17 protein-coding genes are annotated in these 19880 nt (G+C 50.1%); 3 read left to right on the top strand and 14 right to left on the bottom strand.

The window, feature by feature from the left end:
- Positions 1-61: 61 nt before the first annotated feature.
- From FD32_RS07100 to FD32_RS07130, 7 genes are all read right to left on the bottom strand, one after another.
- Complete coding sequence (locus FD32_RS07100; RefSeq protein ID WP_047768037.1) at positions 62-310, bottom strand: YkuJ family protein; 249 nt, start codon at positions 308-310, stop codon at positions 62-64.
- A 44-nt stretch (positions 311-354) separates the two neighbouring features.
- Positions 355-1383 (bottom strand): lysylphosphatidylglycerol synthase transmembrane domain-containing protein, encoded by a 1029-nt coding sequence (locus FD32_RS07105; protein WP_047768039.1) that lies wholly within the window; start codon positions 1381-1383, stop codon positions 355-357.
- A complete protein-coding gene (locus tag FD32_RS07110) occupies positions 1376-2410 on the bottom strand; it encodes a glycosyltransferase family 4 protein (RefSeq protein ID WP_047768041.1) in 1035 nt (344 codons plus the stop codon). Before FD32_RS07110 ends, FD32_RS07105 begins: the two co-directional genes overlap by 8 nt.
- 2 nt (positions 2411-2412) lie before the next feature.
- On the bottom strand, positions 2413-3627 hold the full coding sequence (locus FD32_RS07115) for a glycosyltransferase family 4 protein (protein WP_191980294.1): 1215 nt from the start codon (positions 3625-3627) through the stop codon (positions 2413-2415).
- Between the two features lie 206 nt (positions 3628-3833).
- Positions 3834-5567: a phosphoenolpyruvate--protein phosphotransferase gene (gene ptsP, locus FD32_RS07120; protein ID WP_047768044.1), complete on the bottom strand. Its 1734-nt coding sequence runs from the start codon at positions 5565-5567 to the stop codon at positions 3834-3836.
- Positions 5567-5833, bottom strand: coding sequence for a phosphocarrier protein HPr (locus FD32_RS07125; protein ID WP_047768045.1), 267 nt, complete (start codon positions 5831-5833; stop codon positions 5567-5569). Before FD32_RS07125 ends, ptsP begins: the two co-directional genes overlap by 1 nt.
- Positions 5834-5953: 120 nt before the next feature.
- Positions 5954-6139: a hypothetical protein gene (locus FD32_RS07130; protein ID WP_047768046.1), complete on the bottom strand. Its 186-nt coding sequence runs from the start codon at positions 6137-6139 to the stop codon at positions 5954-5956.
- Positions 6140-6366: 227 nt separating this feature from the next.
- Here FD32_RS07130 and FD32_RS07135 point away from each other — a divergent pair, with 227 nt between their 5' ends.
- Positions 6367-8589: an ATP-dependent Clp protease ATP-binding subunit gene (locus FD32_RS07135; RefSeq protein WP_047768047.1), complete on the top strand. Its 2223-nt coding sequence runs from the start codon at positions 6367-6369 to the stop codon at positions 8587-8589.
- A gap of 52 nt (positions 8590-8641) precedes the next feature.
- Here the strand turns inward: FD32_RS07135 and FD32_RS07140 are convergent, their stop codons facing one another.
- Positions 8642-9241: an ECF transporter S component gene (locus FD32_RS07140; RefSeq protein WP_047768049.1), complete on the bottom strand. Its 600-nt coding sequence runs from the start codon at positions 9239-9241 to the stop codon at positions 8642-8644.
- A 138-nt stretch (positions 9242-9379) separates the two neighbouring features.
- Here FD32_RS07140 and FD32_RS07145 point away from each other — a divergent pair, with 138 nt between their 5' ends.
- The gene (locus FD32_RS07145; RefSeq protein WP_047768051.1) at positions 9380-10093 is read left to right on the top strand and encodes a MucBP domain-containing protein; all 714 of its coding nucleotides are present in this window, start codon (positions 9380-9382) and stop codon (positions 10091-10093) included.
- 51 nt (positions 10094-10144) lie between these two features.
- Here the strand turns inward: FD32_RS07145 and FD32_RS07150 are convergent, their stop codons facing one another.
- Positions 10145-11260, bottom strand: a complete 1116-nt coding sequence (locus FD32_RS07150) for an AI-2E family transporter (RefSeq protein WP_047768053.1) — start codon at positions 11258-11260, stop codon at positions 10145-10147.
- 301 nt (positions 11261-11561) lie between these two features.
- Between FD32_RS07150 and FD32_RS07155 the strand changes: the two genes are divergently transcribed.
- Entirely contained in the window at positions 11562-12110 is a 549-nt protein-coding gene (locus FD32_RS07155) for a hypothetical protein (protein ID WP_047768055.1), read from the top strand.
- A gap of 66 nt (positions 12111-12176) precedes the next feature.
- On the opposite strand, the gene FD32_RS07160 is transcribed toward FD32_RS07155, so the two are convergent.
- The 5 genes from FD32_RS07160 to FD32_RS07170 all read right to left on the bottom strand — a co-directional run bounded on the left by FD32_RS07160 (position 12177) and on the right by FD32_RS07170 (position 19754).
- Entirely contained in the window at positions 12177-14627 is a 2451-nt protein-coding gene (locus FD32_RS07160) for an SEC10/PgrA surface exclusion domain-containing protein (RefSeq protein WP_047768057.1), read from the bottom strand.
- Between the two features lie 112 nt (positions 14628-14739).
- Positions 14740-16362, bottom strand: coding sequence for a M23 family metallopeptidase (locus FD32_RS10270; protein ID WP_235803781.1), 1623 nt, complete (start codon positions 16360-16362; stop codon positions 14740-14742).
- Positions 16292-17008, bottom strand: a complete 717-nt coding sequence (locus FD32_RS10275) for a hypothetical protein (protein ID WP_235803782.1) — start codon at positions 17006-17008, stop codon at positions 16292-16294. Before FD32_RS10275 ends, FD32_RS10270 begins: the two co-directional genes overlap by 71 nt.
- Complete coding sequence (locus tag FD32_RS10280; protein ID WP_235803783.1) at positions 16999-18144, bottom strand: hypothetical protein; 1146 nt, start codon at positions 18142-18144, stop codon at positions 16999-17001. The genes FD32_RS10275 and FD32_RS10280 overlap by 10 nt, the downstream gene beginning before the upstream one ends.
- Before the next feature lie 302 nt (positions 18145-18446).
- The gene (locus FD32_RS07170; protein WP_047768059.1) at positions 18447-19754 is read right to left on the bottom strand and encodes a DUF3329 domain-containing protein; all 1308 of its coding nucleotides are present in this window, start codon (positions 19752-19754) and stop codon (positions 18447-18449) included.
- Positions 19755-19880 lie beyond the last annotated feature (126 nt).

Consider the following 19880-nt stretch of genomic DNA (forward strand, 5'->3'; position numbering starts at 1 on the left):
AATATGCCCTGTGATACCAAGGGATCAGTCTGTCTTCATACTTTCAAGTTTCAGTAAAAAATCAAAATGTGTGCTGCAAATCATATAAGCAGTCATAAACCTCAATTGCTACAAGGTCAATATCGTCAAAACAGGACCGTTCGTAGGGGCGAAACCGGACAAACACGTACTCATCACTTCCCTGAACATAGGTGACCTCACACACCGGAATTCCAAATTGCTCAAAGGTCCGCTTCTGCCTTTTCGCTGTCTGGTCATGCTTCATTGCATCTAAACGCCGAATAATCTGCACTAACTGTGAATGCTCCACTGTCTCCTGTTCACCTCCAAAACAAAAGATGAGTAATGACCCCACTACTCATCTTGAATATCATGTTTAATTTTATCTGGTTTAACTAGTAATGCAACCATTCCGGCAAACATTCCGAAGTAATAGGTCAATAACCGCCACAAAATCATCGCAAGAACTAACTTGCTTCCCGAGCCGATGAAGCTGGCAAAAAGTACCGAAAACGAGTACTCTGCTCCCCCAGCTCCACCAGGAATTGGAAAGAGGGAGATAATCATAAAGATCAACACGTGTAGGCTAATGACCATCACAAAATTAATATGGTGCACCCCGAGGGCCAGCATTATGAAATACGGGATTGCATAGTAGAAAAACAGTTGGCACAGAGTAACGATACATACCCGCCACATTTTACCGTACTCACTCTTGATCCGTAAACTTTCCTGGTAGAAAGTATCAACCTTCGCGTTCAGGTTCACCCGTAACTTTTCGTATCGTTCCGGCTTCATAAAGAGCCCCACCGGTTTAATAATCAAATTAAGGGCTTTTTTAGTAAAGCTATACCAATACATCACCAGTAATAGCCCAACAATCACGGCCAGGTGAACTAAAAAGCCAAACAGGACGAGCAGGGAAAGGGCATGGAGCTTTTCGGCAATAAAGTGAAAACCAATCACCAGACTGATTAAGAAGTTGATGACAATCATCGCCTGGAAGACGACGAACTTCATCAAGAGAACCGAACTTGCCAGTCCCCCATCGACCCCACACTGGAGCATCCCCACTAACTGCGCCGGTTGTCCACCGGTCGAAAACGGGGTAATTCCGTTAAAAAGTTGCTCAATCGGTGGCAGACGCATTGCATCTTTCCAGGTAAAGTCCGGGTGGCGGTTATTCATAAAAATCTTAACGACCACCCCTTCCAATCCCAGGTAGAGGCAGATACACAGTAATGCTACCAGCATCCACCACCAATTTAGGGTAAAGAAGTCACGGACCAGTAGGTGGAGGTTAACCGTGCGCAATGAATATGCAATGATCCCCCCACCAATCAGGAGCATCAAGATAAGGACGAGCCAATTTTTTCTACTCATGGTCATCCCCCTTTGCAGCTTGTTCGCAATAAAATTTCTCCCAAATCCTAGCCAGGTGGTCTTCTGAGTAATGAGCGGCCGCTTCCCGTGCCCGCTTTTGCCAATGGGCCAGGCGGGCCGGATCATTCCGCAGTAGGGTCAATTTCTCTTGCATCTCCAGGATATCCTTAGCAGGCTCGTAGTCACCATCAATAATACTGCGGTAGAGGTCAAGATCCCGCAGCATGACCGCCGTCCCGCAACTAAAGGCTTCCAGAACGGACATCGGAAAGAGCTCGTTAAAAGACGGCAGCAGGAACAAGTCGGCCGCATTGTTTAACTCTGCAATCTCGTCACGGCTGACAATCCCCGTAAACTTAAGATTTGCCGGCGGGTTTTCTACCACCTTCTTCAGCTCATGGTAGCCGTCTGTCAAGGGGCCAAATGAAAAGCCCCCGGCCCAAACAAACTGAACGTCCGGATTTTGCTTAGCAAGCTGGATGAAGTCGGGAACCCCCTTGCGTTCCTGAACCTGGCCGCTTCCCAGGACAACGAACTTATCTGCAGGTAGGCCGTACTTCTTACGCAGGGCGAAGTGTTGTTTAACATCCACCGGGTGAAAACGAGCGCTATCCACAAAGTTGGGAATATAGGTGATCTGCTCACGGGGAATCCCGTAGGCCACTAGCTTATCAATAAAGGACGGGTTAACGACCACCAGGTGATCCATCCGCTTATAAAAGGCAATTACATAACGATAAAAAATCCCACGAAATGGTTGTGGGATTTTCAAACTACCTTCCAGAGTCTCCGGCAAGAAATGCACGTAACCAACCTTTTGCCCCCGCTTCTTCGAAAAGGTCGAAAAATAAAAGGGCAAGTCAATCGTGTTGTAGTGGCTAATGTCACTCTTGCAATAGTGGTTTATTTCAATGTCAAATTCATCTTCAAAGTGCGTCTTCAGCAGGTTGATCAGTTCCAGGTAGGCACTGCCCACCCCTTGACCGGCAACCTTGTCCGCTGATGAAAACATCGTAATTTTAATCATCACTAACTCCTCGAACGATGAAATAGGCGACGGTGGTGCCGTGCCTTGGCAACTTCTCTTTCAGCCAGCGTCCTTTGACAATCGCGGTAGTATTCAACGACCCGCTTGGCAAAAACTTCCGCCGAAATAGCGTGCAGCTTTACCTGGCGCTTCCGGTGGGACTCCTCGGTCCCAGGGTTATTCAGGTAGTGAATGACCCCCTTGACCAGGTCTTCTCGCTTTTGGAAGCTCACCCCAATTGCCGGATCATCAATCAGTTCGTCCGTATAGACGCTGCGCATGACAACGATTGGCAAGCCCGAAGCCAGGGCCTCATCGTAAGTTAGTCCCTGAGACTCGGAATCTGATGCAGACACAAAGACATCCGCCATTTGATAATAATGGTGGACATCATCATTCTTGATTTCTCCCGCAAACTGAACATGGGATCCCAAGTCCATCTGGCGAACCTGCCGTTCCAATGTTTTCCGGGCGGGCCCGTCACCAACAATCAAAAGCTGGGCAGCCGGATTTTGGGCTAAGATATCGGGCATGGCATCAATTAAGGTATGAATGTTTTTCTCGTAAGCCAGCCGACTCAAGGAAAGGAGGACCGGCGTGTCATCTTCGTAGCCATACTTAGCACGGAGGGCGTGAACCGCTGCTGGCGAGTCCTGGTGCTGGTACACCCGCAGGTTGATTCCCGTCGGAATAATCCGGATGGGTGCTGTGACGTCATACGACCGCAGAGTATCCAGAACCCGTTTACTCGGGGCAATCACCCCGTCGATATTATGCATGTAAAGACGTGCATAGGTTGCCACATTTTTCGGCTTGACAATGTGACCGTTGGCTATGTAATGAAGATAATCTTGGTACATCGTGTGGTAGGTGTGTAGGCAAGGAATGTCCAGCTCATGAGCCACCAACTTACCAATCATCCCCAGCGCAAACTCGGTCTGGTTATGAACAACGTCGAGGTGAAACCGCCGGGCCAAGTGAACCGCCCGGATACCACCCCGGATAGCAATTCGCCGGTCCGTGAAGGAGACAAAGGGGATACTAGCAAAGCGATAGATGCCGTTTTCAACATCGTCCTTCTTTGCCTGGGGATCAGTCGTCGTAAAGATATACACGTGATGCCCCTGAGCAGTCAGCTCATCGCGGAGGGTCTTAATGGAAGTTGCTACTCCACTAACCTGAGGAAAATATGTATCTGTAAAAAGACCAATATTCACGCTAACTGCTCCTATCTTTTCGTTTTCGCATAATGTTAATTATTATACTAAAGAGCCCCCTCTTTAGCAAAAGACACATTTCTCCTATTGTAAGATGATTCCGTGCTATCGACAAGGCCGCGTTTACGAGATTAATTTTTTCTTAAATAGCGGCAAATTAAAAGGCACCGGCCGCTCACTACGACCGGTGCCATCCTATAAAATCCCTACTCTAAGTTATTTTCTTTTAAGAACTTCTTCACCATGGCGGTTACCGCACTAGCGGTCTGGGCATTTAAAGACCGGTGAACGAGCGGTTGGAGCTGACGAGTGTTCATCTGCTTAATCAAGGACCGGATGTGAAGAATCTGACCACTGTTCATCGAGAACTCATCCAGGCCCATCCCCATCAGCAATGGTGTAGCTAAGGGGTTACCGGCCATCTCACCGCACATGCCGACCCACTTACCTTCCGCATGGGCTGCGTCAATCACCCGCTTGACGGTCCGCAGCACAGCCGGGTGGAGTTCCTGGTAGAGGTAGGCGACTCTGGCATTCCCCCGGTCAGCCGCAAAGAGGTACTGAATCAGGTCATTGCTGCCGATGCTAAAGAAATCAACGTCCTGGGCGAAGAGGTCGGCCATCATTGCCACCGACGGAATTTCCAGCATCATCCCCACCTCGATGTTGTCGGCAACCGGCACCCCGGATTTTTCCAAGGATGCCTTCTCCTCATCTAAGATCTGCCGCGCCTGGCGGAATTCCTCAATCGTGGCCACCATCGGGAACATGATGGCTAACCGTCCATAGACCGACGCCCGGAGCATCGCCCGCAATTGGGGACGCAGGATCTCCGGCTTAGCCAAGCCAATCCGAATGGCCCGAAAACCCAGGTAAGGGTTGGCCTCGTGCGGGAGAGGTACCATCTCCAAGCGCTTATCACCGCCCACATCCAAGGTCCGGGTAACCACCCGGTGCTGGTTCATCGCGGCTACGAACTGCTTGTAGGCACTAAACTGCTGGTCCTCACCCGGCAGCTTAGTCTGGTTCATATACAAAAACTCAGTCCGCAAAAGGACAATTCCCTCGGCCCCATTGTTCTGAGCATCTTGGATGTCCGCAAGCGTACCAACGTTGGCCGCAACCTCAAAGTGACGACCATCCTGGCTGATGGTTTCCTGGTTCCGCAACGCACCCCAGGCCTCTTGCTCTCGGGCAAACCTGCCGGCAAGGAGGCGGTACTTTTCAAGCTCGCCTTCCGACGGATTAACGACCACCTTGCCGTGAATACCGTCAACCACCAGGAGGTCTCCATCCTTAATCGCCGCCGTGGCCTTCTTCGTTCCGACAACCACCGGCAGGTAAAGGGTCTTACTCATGATTGTGAAATGGGAGGTCCGCCCCCCGGTATCCGTGACCAGGCCCGCGACGTAGCGCCGGTCAAACTGGGCCGTATCCGTTGGGGTGATGTTATTAGCCACGATAATTGCCCGGTGGTCGAGTTGCTTGGGATTCGGGAGTTTAACGCCAAGGAGGTGGCTCAACAGGCGCTTGGCTAGGTCACGCATTGCCATCCCCCGCGCCTGAAGGTAGTCATTATCATTTAGGCGTTCAAAGATGGCCATGTAGTGATCCGCCACCTTTTGGACCGCCCACTCCGCCGTAATCTGCTCGCTGACGATGTGTTGTTCAATTGAATCAAATAAAACGGGGTCGTCCAGCATTGCCAGTTGTGTATCAACAACCGTTGCCGCCCGCTGACCAAGGCGCCGGTGGGCCTGGTCACGGATTGCATGCAGTTCTTGGCGGCTTAACGCAAAAGAATCATGAAGCCTGGCGACCTCATGATTCTTATCACTAATATGCTGTTTTTGAACCGGAAGTTCTGACCCCACTAATAGGTAAGCAGGCGCAATCGCAATCCCACTGCTGGCTGCTAACCCATTAAGCAGCAAAGACATTAGTCAGTCAATCCTTCCTTCTTCATGGTTTCAGCAACGGCATCTAAAGCATCCTTTTCATCGTCACCACTAGCCGTGATCGTAACCTTAGCATTTTGACCAACACCAAGAGACATAACACCCATGATGGACTTCAAGTTAACGCTCTTGCCTTCATATGACAATGTTACATCAGAAGCAAACTTTGAAGCAGCTTGAACCAGGATGGTTGCTGGACGTGCATGAATACCAGTTTCAGCAGTAATTGTAAAATCGCGTTTTTCCATTTTTAATCAGTCTCCTTCGAGCAGATTTACTTTTACCAGTGCTTATTTTAGCACTGATACACCTCGATAGATATATTTTAGCAATTGTAAGCGGTAAATACAAGGTGGTCAAAGGGCATCTTACCGTTTAATCATCCGGTAAATTATCTTGCCACCAATGTGGGCCTGCCCCGTAATCTGGGTCCGGTACGGGTAGGCATGATAGATTCGTTGGAACTCCTGAAAGTTATCAGGGCCAATCTCAAACTGGTCAATTTTGCCGGCGCGCAGTTCGTCAAGCTCCTGCTTAAAATCACGTTCTGCCAAGCGTTCCCACCTCCAAATATGATTTCTATTCCTATTATACACACCCGGTCCCTAATTTTAGCAAACAATTACAAAGAGTGCTAAAATGAAACGTGATCAATCCTTACTTTTTTCTAAAGGGCCGTCATATTTCTTGCACAGCGATAAAAAGTAAGTATAATGTAATCAATGGTCAAGAAAGGTCAAACATACTTTGACCATATTTTTCAGGGAGGTACTAATAATAGATGCTTTGTCAAAATTGTCATCGGAATCCAGCGACGATCCACTTACAAATGAGTTTTAACGGTCAGCGGATTCAAGTTGACCTCTGCCAAGAATGCTATCAAAAATTACAAAACTTACAAGCAAATATGATGAACGGGGGTAACGGAATGAATAACTTCGGTTTTGGAAACCTCGAAGACTTTATGAACGCAATGAACAACATGCAAGGCCAAGCCGCGAGCGCTAATGGTCAAAATGCCAATACCCAAAACCAACGCCGGGGTGGCGGCCGTAATGGCAAGGGAATCCTCGGCCAATACGGCATTAACATGACCGACCTGGCCCGCCAAGGCAAGATCGACCCAGTGATCGGCCGGGATAAGGAAATCAACCGGGTCATTGAAATTTTGAACCGGCGGACAAAGAACAACCCAGTTCTGATTGGTGAAGCCGGGGTTGGTAAGACGGCCGTTGTTGAAGGGCTCGCCCAATCCATTGTTTCTGGTCAAGTACCGGAGAAGCTGGCTAACAAGGAAATTATCCGCTTGGATGTTGTATCCCTTGTTCAAGGGACCGGAATCCGGGGCCAATTCGAACAACGGATGCAACAATTAATGAAGGAAGTTCAAAAGAACAAGAACATTATCCTCTTCATCGACGAAATCCACGAAATCATGGGCGCCGGAAATGCTGAGGGTGGAATGGACGCCGGAAACGTCTTGAAACCGGCCCTCGCTCGTGGTGACTTCCAGCTGATTGGGGCCACGACCTTAAACGAATACCGGAAGATTGAAAAGGATGCCGCCCTCGCCCGACGGTTCCAACCAGTCCAAGTTGACGAACCAACTGTTGAAGAAACTATCCAGATCTTGAACGGAATCAAGGGTCGCTACCAGGACTACCACCACGTCAAGTACACTAACGCGGCAATTGTGGCAGCAGCCAAGCTTTCTGACCGCTACATCCAAGACCGCTTCCTGCCGGACAAGGCGATTGACCTGATGGACGAGGCCGGTTCGCGGAAGAACCTGACCTTAAAGACGGCCGATCCTAACATGATTGAAAACGAGATCCACACTGCCGAGGCTCACAAGCAACAGGCGGTTGACAATCAGGACTACGAAAAGGCTGCCTTCTACCGTGACCAGGTTACCCGCCTGGAAAAGGCCAAGAAGGATGCCGAAGAAAATCACACTGAAGAATCAGCAACGGTTACCGATAAGGACATGCAAAAGATTGTTGAAGAAAAGACCAACATCCCCGTTGGTGACCTTCAGCAACAAGAAGAAAACCAGCTCCGCGACTTAGATAAGAAGCTTGAGGCCCACGTTATTGGTCAAAACCAAGCCGTGGACAAGATCGCCCGGGCCATTCGCCGGAACCGGATTGGCCTGAACAAGTCCGGCCGGCCAATTGGTTCCTTCCTATTCGTTGGCCCTACCGGGGTCGGGAAGACCGAAACCGCCAAGCAACTGGCCAAGCAGCTCTTTGGTTCCAAGGATGCCATGATTCGGTTCGACATGTCCGAATACATGGACAAGACTTCCACTTCCAAGCTGATTGGGGCCGCTCCTGGTTACGTTGGTTACGAAGAAGCTGGTCAACTGACCGAACAGGTTCGGCGTCACCCTTACAGCCTGATCCTGTTGGATGAAGTTGAAAAGGCCCACCCGGACGTTATGCACATGTTCCTGCAGATTCTTGATGATGGTCGCCTGACCGATTCGCAAGGACGGACCGTCAGCTTCAAGGACACGATCATCATCATGACCTCGAACGCCGGGACCGGGGATGCCGTTGCTAGTGTTGGTTTTGGTGCCGAGGCATCTGGCTCGACCCACTCAATCATCGACAAGCTGACCAACTACTTCAAGCCCGAATTTCTGAACCGGTTCGACGACATCGTTCAGTTCAACGCCCTGACTAAGGACGACCTGATGAAGATCGTCAACCTGATGATCACCGACGTTAACACAATGTTGGCTGACCGGAAGCTCCACATTGATGTGCCAAAGGACGTCGCTGAAAAGCTGGTCGACCTGGGCTACGATCCGAAGATGGGTGCCCGTCCACTGCGTCGGGTAATCCAGGAACAAATTGAAGACCGGATTGCCGATTACGTGCTCGACCACAACGATGCCCACAAGCTGGCTGCTAAGTTAGACGGTGACGGCAACATCACTGTTGTGGCGGCAGGCGACAACACTGCCCCTGCTTCAGAAGCTGAAGAAGAAAACAAGTAATAGCTATACGAAAAAGCTGGAGGGAAGAAATTCTCTCCAGCTTTTTTGTGTCTCAATATAAAGCCAAACGACGACGAACCTCCAGGACCGGGTAGGCAATCAGCGGAACCGCAAACGCCGCGAGAACCAGTTCTGCCACCCCGTTGGTCGCCATGATTACTTCAAGCGTCGGCAGGAGGTGGTCAACGTTAACCCCATAAGCATGGGCAACTGCTGGCGTCCGGTAAAAAACGGCCACCATCCCCAGGACCAAAACGGTGTTGGTCAGGCTCCCCGCAATCCCGGCAGCGACCATTGCGACCTTATTTAACTTGGGCCAGTAACTAATGCCCCGGTAAACGGCACCCGCCACCAGGCCAATCATGATCCGCGGCAGAACCGATACCAGGGGGTTCACAAAGACGAGGGGCGCCAGCGGACTAGACGGGGCCACGAAGGCGCGGACCCAGGTAAGGAGCCCCCAGGTACCGCCGATAATGGCTCCATCGACGGGCCCCATAACAATTGCCACGATGATCACGGTCACGTGCATGGTCGTGATACTAAGCGGGCCCAGGGGAATATTACCAAAGAATGGCACAAAGTCTTGGATTAGAATAATTGCAATGAAAATCGCCCGGAGTGTGGTCCGGTGAATCTGCCGGTGTCTCATTTTTCACCCTACCTATCTATTGAATGCCCTAATTTTAACAGTTTGCTAAAGGAATAACCAGATATATACCAAAGGCGCGGCGGGTCCTGCAAAATACGGTATAATATGATTAATAGATTCTGATAATGGGGTGGAAACATGCTAGGACATTTTAAGACTGGAAACCCAGTTTGGGTTTACTACATTGATATTGATAGTGGAGAAAATATCATGGCCCCCCAACTTTTGCGCGGGATTCAGGGCTGCAAGTACCACATCGATAAGAAAGAGTTCCCCCACTACCGCTTCATAAAGATGGAAGGACAAGCTAACGGAACTTTTGACATGCAGCGCCGTGACGTCAAGCTTTACTACCGGAAACAAAGCTGGCAAAACGTCGAGGACATTAACACCTACCTCCAAATCGACCAAACCACCAAAGTCTATGATACGGTCAACGGGATGCCAATCAACGACCCTGTTCCGGCAGGAATCGTTGTTAAGGCCTTCCACCGGGTTGATGCCGAGAGTGGTGACACCTGGTACGAGTTGGGCGCTGGCCAATGGGTCAAGTACGAGAACATGCGGGTCGTCAACGACCCCTTCACGGATGAGAAAATTCCTTCCTCCATTGCTGATAATCTGACCATCATGCCCCTCAAGGATGTGCAGGGAACCATTGACTACCTCCCTGGCAAAGCAGCCGATGTTTTCGATGCACCATACGGAAAAAAGATTGACACAATTAAAGATGGCAAACGCATCCAGATTACCGGGCGGCTCAACGATAACGGTGAAATCACCTGGTACCAAATTGGTAAGAACAGGTTCATCACCGGCAACTACGTCATTGTGGATGGACAAGACGAATAAAAAAGGACTTTAGCAATTCGGGATTATACGCCGAACGCTAAAGTTCTTTTTTTACTCCTTCTTTTCTTCCGTGACCGGGTGCTCAATTCGGTAGATGTCAAAGAAGTACTCGCAGACGGTCTTCACCACCGCGTAGGCCGGGATACAGAGAATCATCCCTGCCACCCCCGCGATGTGACCAGCCGCCAACAACAACAAGATGATGGTCAACGGGTGAATCTTGAGGGACTTCCCGATAATGTTTGGATAAATTACGTTCCCGTCAATCTGCTGGACGATAATCACGACAATGATCACCAGAATCAACTTCTTAGGGGCCATGGTCAGGGAAACGAACAGGGCCGGAGCAATTCCAATGTAAGGTCCGATGTAGGGAATAATATTGCAGAGGCCGGCAACGATTCCCAGGACCAGGGCCAGGGGCTGCTTGATAATCATGTAACCGATGGAGGTAAAGACGGCCACGAACAGGCATTCAATTACCTGACCGGCAATGTATGATGACAAGGTGTTGTTCATCTTACTCAATAGCTCGTCGACTTCCTTGGCGTGATGCGGTGAGAGCCACTTCTGAATGCTCGGGGCCAGCTTGTCACCATCTTTGAGCATGTAGAAAAGCATTACCGGGACCGTAATGGTCACAATCGTGATGTTGGTAACGGCACCAACGATGTCGCCAACCCGACTGCTCAGCCCTTTCAAGATGATCTGGGCGTACTTAGCAAGCTGGTGGTCAAATTGCCGGTAGTAAGATGACAGGTCGACATTCTTCAAAAAGGAGTGCTGGACCGTGTCGTTAAGGAGCTTTTGCACCCCACTCACCGTCTGTGGCAAGTGGGTCACCAGGGTGGTGATTTCCTTAACGACCGGAGGAATCAGGACTGCCAGGCCTCCTGCAATAATAAGGATGAGGACGACCACCAGTAGCAGGCTGGCGATTCCCTTATTCATTTTAAAGCGGCCTAGTTTTACCTTCATGATTAGTTTTAAGATTGGGTTCAACATGTAATATAGGAAGCCCGACAGGATCAGGGGTACAAAGACAACCGAGATAAATGTAAAGAACGGCCGGAAGATAAACTGAATTTTGGTACAGACAAAGATTAAGGTCGCAATTACCAGGAGCGTTAACGGCCAAAAGAGCCAACGATTAAACTTTTTATCCACAATGTTCCCTCATTTCTAATTAAGTACCCCAACATCATATAGCTTTTTGCCGTAAAAAGATAGGCACCCATCTCCGATTTCAGTTCGTAATATTTTTGGTAACTTTTTATTTCTGCCCCCCTTTCACCACGTCAAGCCCACCAGCACCACATTTAGCACCGGTCTAGTAAGCGGTAAGATTAAGATAAAGTGACATTTTATTGACTAAAAGGTTACATAAATGTTTCAAGCATGTTACAATATTTATATCGAAAGAGATACGAACATTGCTAATCAACATTGTGGAAGGGGTGCTATTATTATGAAGTTAAACAAGAAAGTATTAAATGGTTCGTTAGTTGTCTTACTTGCTTTAGGTCTGGGTGGTTGCGCTGCCAATAGTGCAACTAGCACGCATAAGACCCACGAAGCAAGCAGTGAGCAAGTGGTTAAGCAAAGCAGCCACAAGAAGGCCAACAAGACTTCTGCCAAGACGGATGTTAAGTACGCTGCTAAAAAGGACTCGACTTCTGCTAATAGCACTTCCTCAAGTGTTACCAGCAACAGCCAAGTTGCAGTAAGCTCTAGCACGACGACCTTTAACCACAACGGCCAAGTTGCCACCAACAACACGGCGGCATCCACGGTTGCTCCAGCAAAGACCGCTGAAACACCTGCTACTAATGTTAAACAAAACCAACCAATCCAACTGGGCTTAGGTGATGTTGCAACCTGGACCGATGCCAAGGGTGTTACCCACCACGTTGACAGTGACGGGATGGACCGTTACACCACCAAGGGCAGCAGTCAGGTTCAGTACCAAGACTGGTCCGGTCAATTACCAAACAATGCTGTTGTTAGTCACCATTAATTAAAACTAAATAATAGCATTCCACAAAAGCGGGTTCCTATTTTCGTAGGAGCCCGCTTTTGTGCGCTATTGAATATTCATTTTACCAATCGGAAAGTCATAGTCGACGTAGTCCTGATCAGCATTACTAGTCAGTGAGTAGCGGCTAATCAACGTGTAGTCATCACCAGGGCGGAGACCGGTGACCGTCCACTGGGCATTAAAGCCAGACTGACCGGCAGCCGGATACTGGTTACCAACCGCCCTAGCAACATCCAGCCGTTCCTGCCCCGTCTGTTGACTCGTCAGGGTGTGGCGGCTGACCTCCCTGCCCAGGGTGTTGTCAAACAGGATCAGGGTGTGAACCGGATTGACCATCCGCGTGGCGTGCCAACCAGCTGCCGTCACCGTGTACTGACCAGCACCGGCCGGTTGGACAGTCCATTTGTCTAGGTTTCCCGCTTCATTGCCGCTCTCCAGCACCTTTGACGGGTACCAGTAGTCAGTGTACTGGCTGCCGTTCCCGTTACCATTTCCCGTGGCCGAACTCGAGTAGCGACTGATGACCACGTACTGGTGGCCGGGAACGATCTGGGCGTCCTTCAGGTCCAGACTCAGGTTGAAGCCAGACTGACCAGTACCGGTAATTCCCGGGTAAACCCGTTGGACATCGGGCCGGGCAACGTTATCAACGTTAAAGGAGGCCACCTGGCGGTTAGCTGTGCTGTCGTAGAGGATAATGAAGCGGTGCTGCTCAAATTGGGAGACCGCGTTGGCATGCCAACCGGCGATATTGAGCTTGACGCCACTAATGCTGAAGTTATCCAGGTGGCCAAGGTTAGCGTAGTTACCTTCCGTTAGTGGTGCAAAGTAGTAGTCCACCGCATTACCGTTTCCCGCCGGATCATCTGTATAACGGCTGAGGACCTGGATACGCTGGTTAAAGTTCAGCTTGTAAACGGCGAAGCGGACGTCAAAGCCCGACTTGGCGGCCCGGTCAACGTCCGGGTAAACATTGGCGACGTCGGCTCGGTTGACTCCATCAGTGACAAGCTGACGGGCCACCTCCCGGCCATTGTTGAGGACGATGATGTAGTGGTAAGGACGGTTGGCGGCCTTGTTGGTGGCGTGCCAACCGGTCAAATGTAGCTGACCATCAGTGACCTTCGCCTGGTCGAGGCAGGCCCGGTTAGCCTGGTCCACGGCAACCGGGGCAAACCAGTAGTCCACATAGCCCGCGTTTCCCGCGGCGTCACTACTGTAACGACTGATCAGCTGAACCGCAGTCGTGTTGGCTAAGGCATTGCCTAAGTCAATCTTAACTGAGAATCCTGAGTGGACAGCGTTATAGACGTTGTGGGCGGCCCGCACGTCTTCTCGGGTGACCGGATTAACCAGGGTCCGGCCGAGCTCGTGGCCATTCTGGTCGAGGGCGATAATGTAGTGGTAGGCCCGCCCCTGACTGGCGTTGGTAGCGTGCCAACCCGTCGCAATAATCGCCCCATCCGTTGTCAGATGAGCCCCATCAAGGTAGGCGTAATTGCCGTTGTCGTTTTGGTCCCAGTTCCCGACCACCGTGCCGGCATTGGTGTAGTCATTGGCGTTGAAATCGGTCCCGGATGTCCAAACGTAGTGCATGTCGATGTTTTCCAGCTGGAACTTGAAAGTTATCCCGTTGGCATACCGCCCGGTCCCGGTACCATAGGTCAGTGATGGGTACAGGGCCATGGCCGTCACCGGCTGGTTGACGGTCAGGAAGTTTTGGGCATGACCGAAATTATCGGCCGCGTCGTTAAAGAGCATCCCCATCACCCCGTAGAAGATTGACGCCCGGAGATCATCCATGGTTGTGATGGTAAAGAGCGGCACGGCGCTATTGTCCACAAAATCGCGCCCTTTGGCCTCCGCAAACGGTCGGGCCCGTAAGCCCGAAACGTTATCAATGTAGATCTGCTGGGCCGCAATGTTTTCCGACCGACCGTTTAGAATGGCAAAGTCGTGCCAGCCCCCGTTGAGCAGGGACTCGTTCTTGGCCTGGTACTGGAGGGCAACGTTACGGGTCTCATTGATGGTCCCCTCGTTTTGGACGAACGGTTCTTGACCAAACTCTGACCGGACCTTGTTCACCAGACTGAGGCCATACTGGTTCATCTCGGCAACCTGGTCGGAAGTCAGGTTGTTAACGTCGACCTTCTCCTGGGCCGCGGTGGAATCCGACTGGTAGTCGTTGCTGTACAATCCCTGCTGGGCCTTTTGCTCCAGGGTCTGGGCAGCTGCAGAACTATTGACGTTACGGACGGCGTCCAGGGTGTAGCCAGCGGGGATGTTAACGTTCTGGGTCGCCTTGACCTGGTTCAGGTTATCTGAATAGAGCTGAACATAATTCGGGGTGGTTGTCGTTGATGTCGTCGTCTGGGTAGTATCCGGCGGCGTCGTGGCGGTCGTGGTGTCCGCCTTGACGTTTTGCCCAGCAATCACCAAGCCGGCAACGATCGTGATCGTTGCCAGTGCTGTAATACGCGCAATGCTTGCTTTCATGCATTAATTCCTCCTCGTTTTCATAAACTATATTTTAACCCCAATCCGTAAAAAAGGACCGTGACACGCACAAATGTCATGGTCCTTTAATCTGTTAGCAATATTTCGTAACTTAACCCCGGTTGCGGATGACCGTCTGCGGGTTGAGCCAGGTTCCACTACCCGTGGCCTGGTTCGGGTCGGTCCAACTTGGCTGGAAGGAGTGGGCCAGGTCAACACCGTAGTTGGGACTGGTGTTGATGCCGAGGTGAAGGTGGTCAGTGTTCCGGTAACCGATGACCTGTCCCGGATAGATGATCTGGTTCCGGTTAACGGTGATCTGGTTGCGGTTGCTGAAGGCCTCTTGGTAGACGTAGAGGTAGCGACCATCGTAGACGATGGCGTACCACCACATGATCTGTCCCTTGTCGTCACGGCAGGTGTTGACGTCTAAGACCTTTCCACCGTGAACGGCGTGAACTGCGGAGCCAGGATGGTCATAGGCCCCGAAGTCCAGGCCGTCGTGGAAGCCATTCTTCCGTGGGTAGGAGGAGTAACCAAAGGCCTGACCTGAGGCAAAGTAACCTTCCCCATCGGCAGGGAATGGCCAGGACCAGCCATCGTTTTGTGGCAGGGCCCGGGCAATCCCGTTAGTGCCGAAGTCGTAGCAGTGACCATCGACATAGTTGATCCCGGTGTACATCTGACCGTGAAGCTGGTCGTTGTAAACCCAGAGGTCATCGGGGTTCGGTTGGTTTTCGTAACCATCGGAGAAGTAGTAGCGGTTGTTGTTGATCGTCCGCCAGCCGGTTGCCACCTGTCCCCGGTCAGGGTCGTAGTAGACCGTCCCGCCGTTGAGGTGCTGGAAACCGGAGTTGATACTGACCATTGGGGAAACGAAATCAACGGCGTTACCGTTACCGGCGGCATCGTCGGTGTAGCGGTGGATAACTTTGATTCCCCAGTGGTTCATGGCTGCGCTAACCGGGAGCGTGGCGGCAAAGCCAGACTGGCCGGCATTACCGATCCACGGGGCCTGGCTGGCGCCCGCACCTGATGACTGGTTTGAATTGGTGTTGTTCAGGGCCCGGCGGTAGAATTCGTGCCCATCAGCCCCAATGACGATCAGGTACTGGTAAGGACGGTTGGTCGTGGCCATGGCGGCGTGCCAACCATTGATACTGATGGTGTTGGCACTGCTGCTGTAGCTGACGGTGGCGGCTCCGGCGTTGGTTGCATAATCGCGGGTCCGGATATCCGTGTAGTTGCTGTTACCGTCGGCGGAAGCGGACAGGCGGAGAATGAAGCTCAGCTGGCCGCCCGTCAGTTGGCTGGCGGTGACGGGGATGTCAACCGCAAAACCACTGTTAGCACTCTGGTAGATTTGTGGGTACTTAGCCGCTACGTCAGGCCGGCTGGTGAAGTTAATCTTGCTCCGCCCAACCTCTTTTCCGTTGTAGAGGGCGATGACAAAGCCGTGGGGTTGACTCAGCCGTTGGTCACTGGCCAGCCAGCCGGTCACGTGGAGGGTGTTGCCGTTTTGACTAATGGAATCAACCACGGAGGCTGACTGGTTCAGCGTTACCGGGCCAAGCCACATGTCTTGGTAGGCACCACTGCCACCGTTGCCCTGAGCGGAGTTTGAGTAGCGGCTAACGATCGAGTAGGAGTGACCAGGCGTCAGGTTAACCTGGCCCAGGTCGGCTTGGAAGCCGGATTCGTCGGCGGTAACAACCTGGGGGGTAGACCTTAGCAACATCGTCACGGCTGACCGAATTAATAACCCGCTGGGCGGCCACTTGGGTCCGGGTCGTATTATCGAATACAATCAGGAAGTGGTAAGGTGCCGCTACCGCAAAGTCGTTGGCGTTCCAGCCGGCAACGGCCAGGTGACCATTGCTGATGTTAAAGGAGTCCAGGCTCCCCTGGTTAGAGGTCGTCAGTGGTAGCCACTTGTCAGTGTAGTGACCGTCCCCACCATTACCGTTGGCGCTGGTCGAGTAACGAAGGACAATGGCGTACTGGTGGCCGCTGACGATATTATTACTTACCGGCAGAGTGGTGGTAAAGCCAGAGTCGGCGGCATTGTAAGCAGCCAGCCCCCGGGCAATTGCGGGAGTGGCCGCTGACTGCGTCTTTGCGGCGGCCACTTGCCGGTTGGCCGTCGTGTCAAAGAGGATGATGTAGTGGTTGGTCTCACCATAAGCCGCGTCGGCCGCGTGGTAACCGTTGATGGTAAGCTGGCCGTTCTCGTTCTTGATGCTAGTGATGCCAGCCATGTTGGCGTTGAAGCTAATTGGTGCGAACCAGTAGTCGGTGTAGTTTTCGTTGGCGTCCTTGGTGGCGCTGTAACGGGAAATGACCCAGATCTGGCCCTCAACCATGGCCGCCTTTAACGGCATGGGGAAAGGGACCAGCCGGAGTTGGTGGCGTCGTACAGGTTCTCAAAGGACAGGGCAACATCAGGACGGGCAATGTTGGTGACCTGTTGACGAGCAATTTCGTGCCCCCGGGCGTCCAGGACAATGATTGTGTAGTATGGGCGGTCCTCTTCACCAGAGGTGGCGTGCCAACCGGCGAGGTTCAGCTTGCCATTAGCAATTGATGCGGAATCCAGGTTGGCGCGGTTGGTACGGTCCGCTTGAACCGGCGTGGACCAGAAGTCGACGTGGTTCCCTTCCCCACCCTTGTCATCGGAGCTGTAGCGGGAAATGACCTGCAACTGGTCGTTGAGCCAGCGGCTATCGTTGCCAAAGTCGTGGTCAAAGGACCAGCCGGAGTTGGCAGAATTGTAAATATTACCGTAGGCCCGGGCAACGTCGGGACGAGCAGTGGTATTAACCTTTTGCCGGTAAAGTTCGGTGTGCTGGGTTTGGTCGTAAATGATGATCCAGTGGCTTTGGTCCTGGTAGCTGGCGTTAGTGGCGTTCCAACCACTGGCCTGGAAGTGACCGTTGGCAAAGGACCAGCCGTCTAAGTGCCCTTCGTTGTTTTGGTCAAAGGTAATTGGTGCGTACCAGTAATCAGCGCCATCGTTAGCGGCCTGGTCAGCACTGTAGCGACTGACGATTTGGAGCTGGTGGTTGACCCAGTCAGCAGAATTGATCTTAAAGGATGCGTACCAACCAGAGTTGCCGGCACCAGCCACGTTCGGATAAGTCTGGGCGACGTCGGGACGCTGGACTGGTTGAACGGTCTGGCGGCCCAGTTCATGGTTAGTGCTGTGGTCAAGGACGATGATGGTGTGATAGGTACGGTTCTGGGCGCTCCCGTTGGCGTTCCAGCCACTGATGTTTAATTGACCATTGCTAATGGTTGCTGAATCAAGGCTGGCGTAGTTGCCGCGGTCGGCGTTGGTCGCCTGGACAGGAGTAACGTTGTTTCCCTGGGCAGCGAAGGCCTGTTGCGTGGTGGCAGAAGCTGAGGCCTGGCTAGCGGTTGCCGTCGTTTGGTGAGCGGCTGAGACGGCGGTTGCTTGGTCAGTGGTTGAGGCTGGCTGAGTGGTATCGGCGTGTGCATCCTGCTGGTGCAGTGCCAACACGGTCCCGCAAACGGTCGGTCAAGCCCGCCATTGCAAGACGCTTTGCACGGTTCAAATGCAAGTAATGTTCCATTATGGATGTCTCCCCCAAATATATAGATTCTCGGTTCCCCATTATACCATTCGGATAACAAATGAATTTATTTTTTGTTAGTTTATTTCGAGTACTTTAAACAATCCTTAATCGAAAAAAGTGCGGATTACCACTGATAATTCACACCCTTTTATTTGTTTTGAATATACATTAGTTGTGTTATTTTAAATCCACATTTTCCATATATCAAAAAATCTATACTTTACTACTTAGTACGCAGCTTCACTCTCTTACCAAAATATTGGTAATAGCAATTATTAGGGAATGTCGTTGGACTGCTATCAGGTTTTACTTCCCAAAATACCGGTGCTAGTGAATACTTATTGTATTTGCCATATTTAATTGGCCTTACACTTACTATCTTATTTTTAGAATGTTCTATATAACTATATCTTGCAGTAAGTTGATTGTTAAAGTTCTGGGCTTCCTGATAACCCAGGATAACACTAAAGAAGCACATTAATGTAAAAATCAAAATAGAACTAATATAGGTTGCCTTGATGCCTTTATTATCAATTCTTAAAGGAATAAGGAGCATTGTTCCTATCAACAACAATAAAATTGAACCAAAGTATGGGCGACCAATATCCATTCCTTCAGGTGCAATAATCATTACTAATGCAGTTGCAACTCCTCCAATAATAAAGATTATTCCGTCTATAAATAACGTATGGTTTCTCCAATAAATACAAGCTATAACAATAATTGTAATAATAAAAGCTGTAAATACTATTGTCCACCAATCTGTACTAAAGAACGTTATTTGACGTTCTAAGCTCTTAAAAACTCTCCTGAAGAAATTTTGTTGTAAGTAAGCATAATCGCTTGCCATCTCTCGCTTCTTACTCCCTGGAGAAAGGAGTAAAATTATATACCCAAGCAAAAAACCAATTACACCCGTAATACTCTTTAATGAAAATCTCTTTTTTTCGTAATAGTTTTTTACTATCAATAAAAGAGTAATCAACAATACTCCTCCGGATGTATTTTCATTCCCCCAACCTGCTATAAAGCCAACAAAAAATGTAGCTAATGAGATTAACTTAGTGTCTGTCTTTAGCTTATAAATAAGAAAGATAAAGAATAATTCAACAACGCCAACCATCAAGTAATTACCTACACCTGCACGCCATAAAAAGACACTCGTGAAACCGGGTACAAAAAGAAAAAGTGTAACAGTAATTAGTAAAATTCTTTCCAAATAAATAACATCGTTTTTTATCGAATTAGTTATATAAAGAAGTAAGAAAACTAGTATAACAAAAGATAAACCGGTGCAAATGCTTGAGAATAGTAATCCACGAGATAAAATAAATCGAGTAAACATTTGACCAAAAATACGACCATTTAATACAAAATAGTCACTTATACTATCTTTTAAAATATGATTATGCGAATAGAATAAATCATCATTCATTAGTGGAGTCTTATAGCTCCAGACCGTTATTATGGCAAATAAAAGTATTAGATAAATAGATAATACTATTTTCGACCATTTTTTCTTTATTTCCATAAGTTAATTCTCCTTATAGTTTAAGCATCATATTTTCTGATAAGTTAAAAAATAAAACTATCTTATTTGTTTGGCAGATTGCAAGAAATAACTTGAACGAATTTAGTGACGTAGATTAAGCAGGAA

This window comes from Limosilactobacillus panis DSM 6035, assembly GCF_001435935.1.
GTDB lineage: Bacteria > Bacillota > Bacilli > Lactobacillales > Lactobacillaceae > Limosilactobacillus > Limosilactobacillus panis.

Bases quoted from the DNA above. Each gene is read 5' to 3' on its own strand.
- FD32_RS07125 (WP_047768045.1), bottom strand. From the start codon at position 5,833: ATGGAAAAACGCGATTTTACAATTACTGCTGAAACTGGTATTCATGCA.
- FD32_RS07145 (WP_047768051.1), top strand. From the start codon at position 9,380: ATGCTAGGACATTTTAAGACTGGAAACCCAGTTTGGGTTTACTACATT.
- FD32_RS07135 (WP_047768047.1), top strand. From the start codon at position 6,367: ATGCTTTGTCAAAATTGTCATCGGAATCCAGCGACGATCCACTTACAA.
- FD32_RS10275 (WP_235803782.1), bottom strand. From the start codon at position 17,008: ATGCCGTTAAAGGCGGCCATGGTTGAGGGCCAGATCTGGGTCATTTCC.
- FD32_RS07110 (WP_047768041.1), bottom strand. From the start codon at position 2,410: ATGATTAAAATTACGATGTTTTCATCAGCGGACAAGGTTGCCGGTCAA.
- FD32_RS07155 (WP_047768055.1), top strand. From the start codon at position 11,562: ATGAAGTTAAACAAGAAAGTATTAAATGGTTCGTTAGTTGTCTTACTT.
- FD32_RS07160 (WP_047768057.1), bottom strand. From the start codon at position 14,627: ATGAAAGCAAGCATTGCGCGTATTACAGCACTGGCAACGATCACGATC.
- FD32_RS07170 (WP_047768059.1), bottom strand. From the start codon at position 19,754: ATGGAAATAAAGAAAAAATGGTCGAAAATAGTATTATCTATTTATCTA.
- FD32_RS07140 (WP_047768049.1), bottom strand. From the start codon at position 9,241: ATGAGACACCGGCAGATTCACCGGACCACACTCCGGGCGATTTTCATT.
- ptsP (WP_047768044.1), bottom strand. From the start codon at position 5,567: ATGTCTTTGCTGCTTAATGGGTTAGCAGCCAGCAGTGGGATTGCGATT.
- FD32_RS07105 (WP_047768039.1), bottom strand. From the start codon at position 1,383: ATGAGTAGAAAAAATTGGCTCGTCCTTATCTTGATGCTCCTGATTGGT.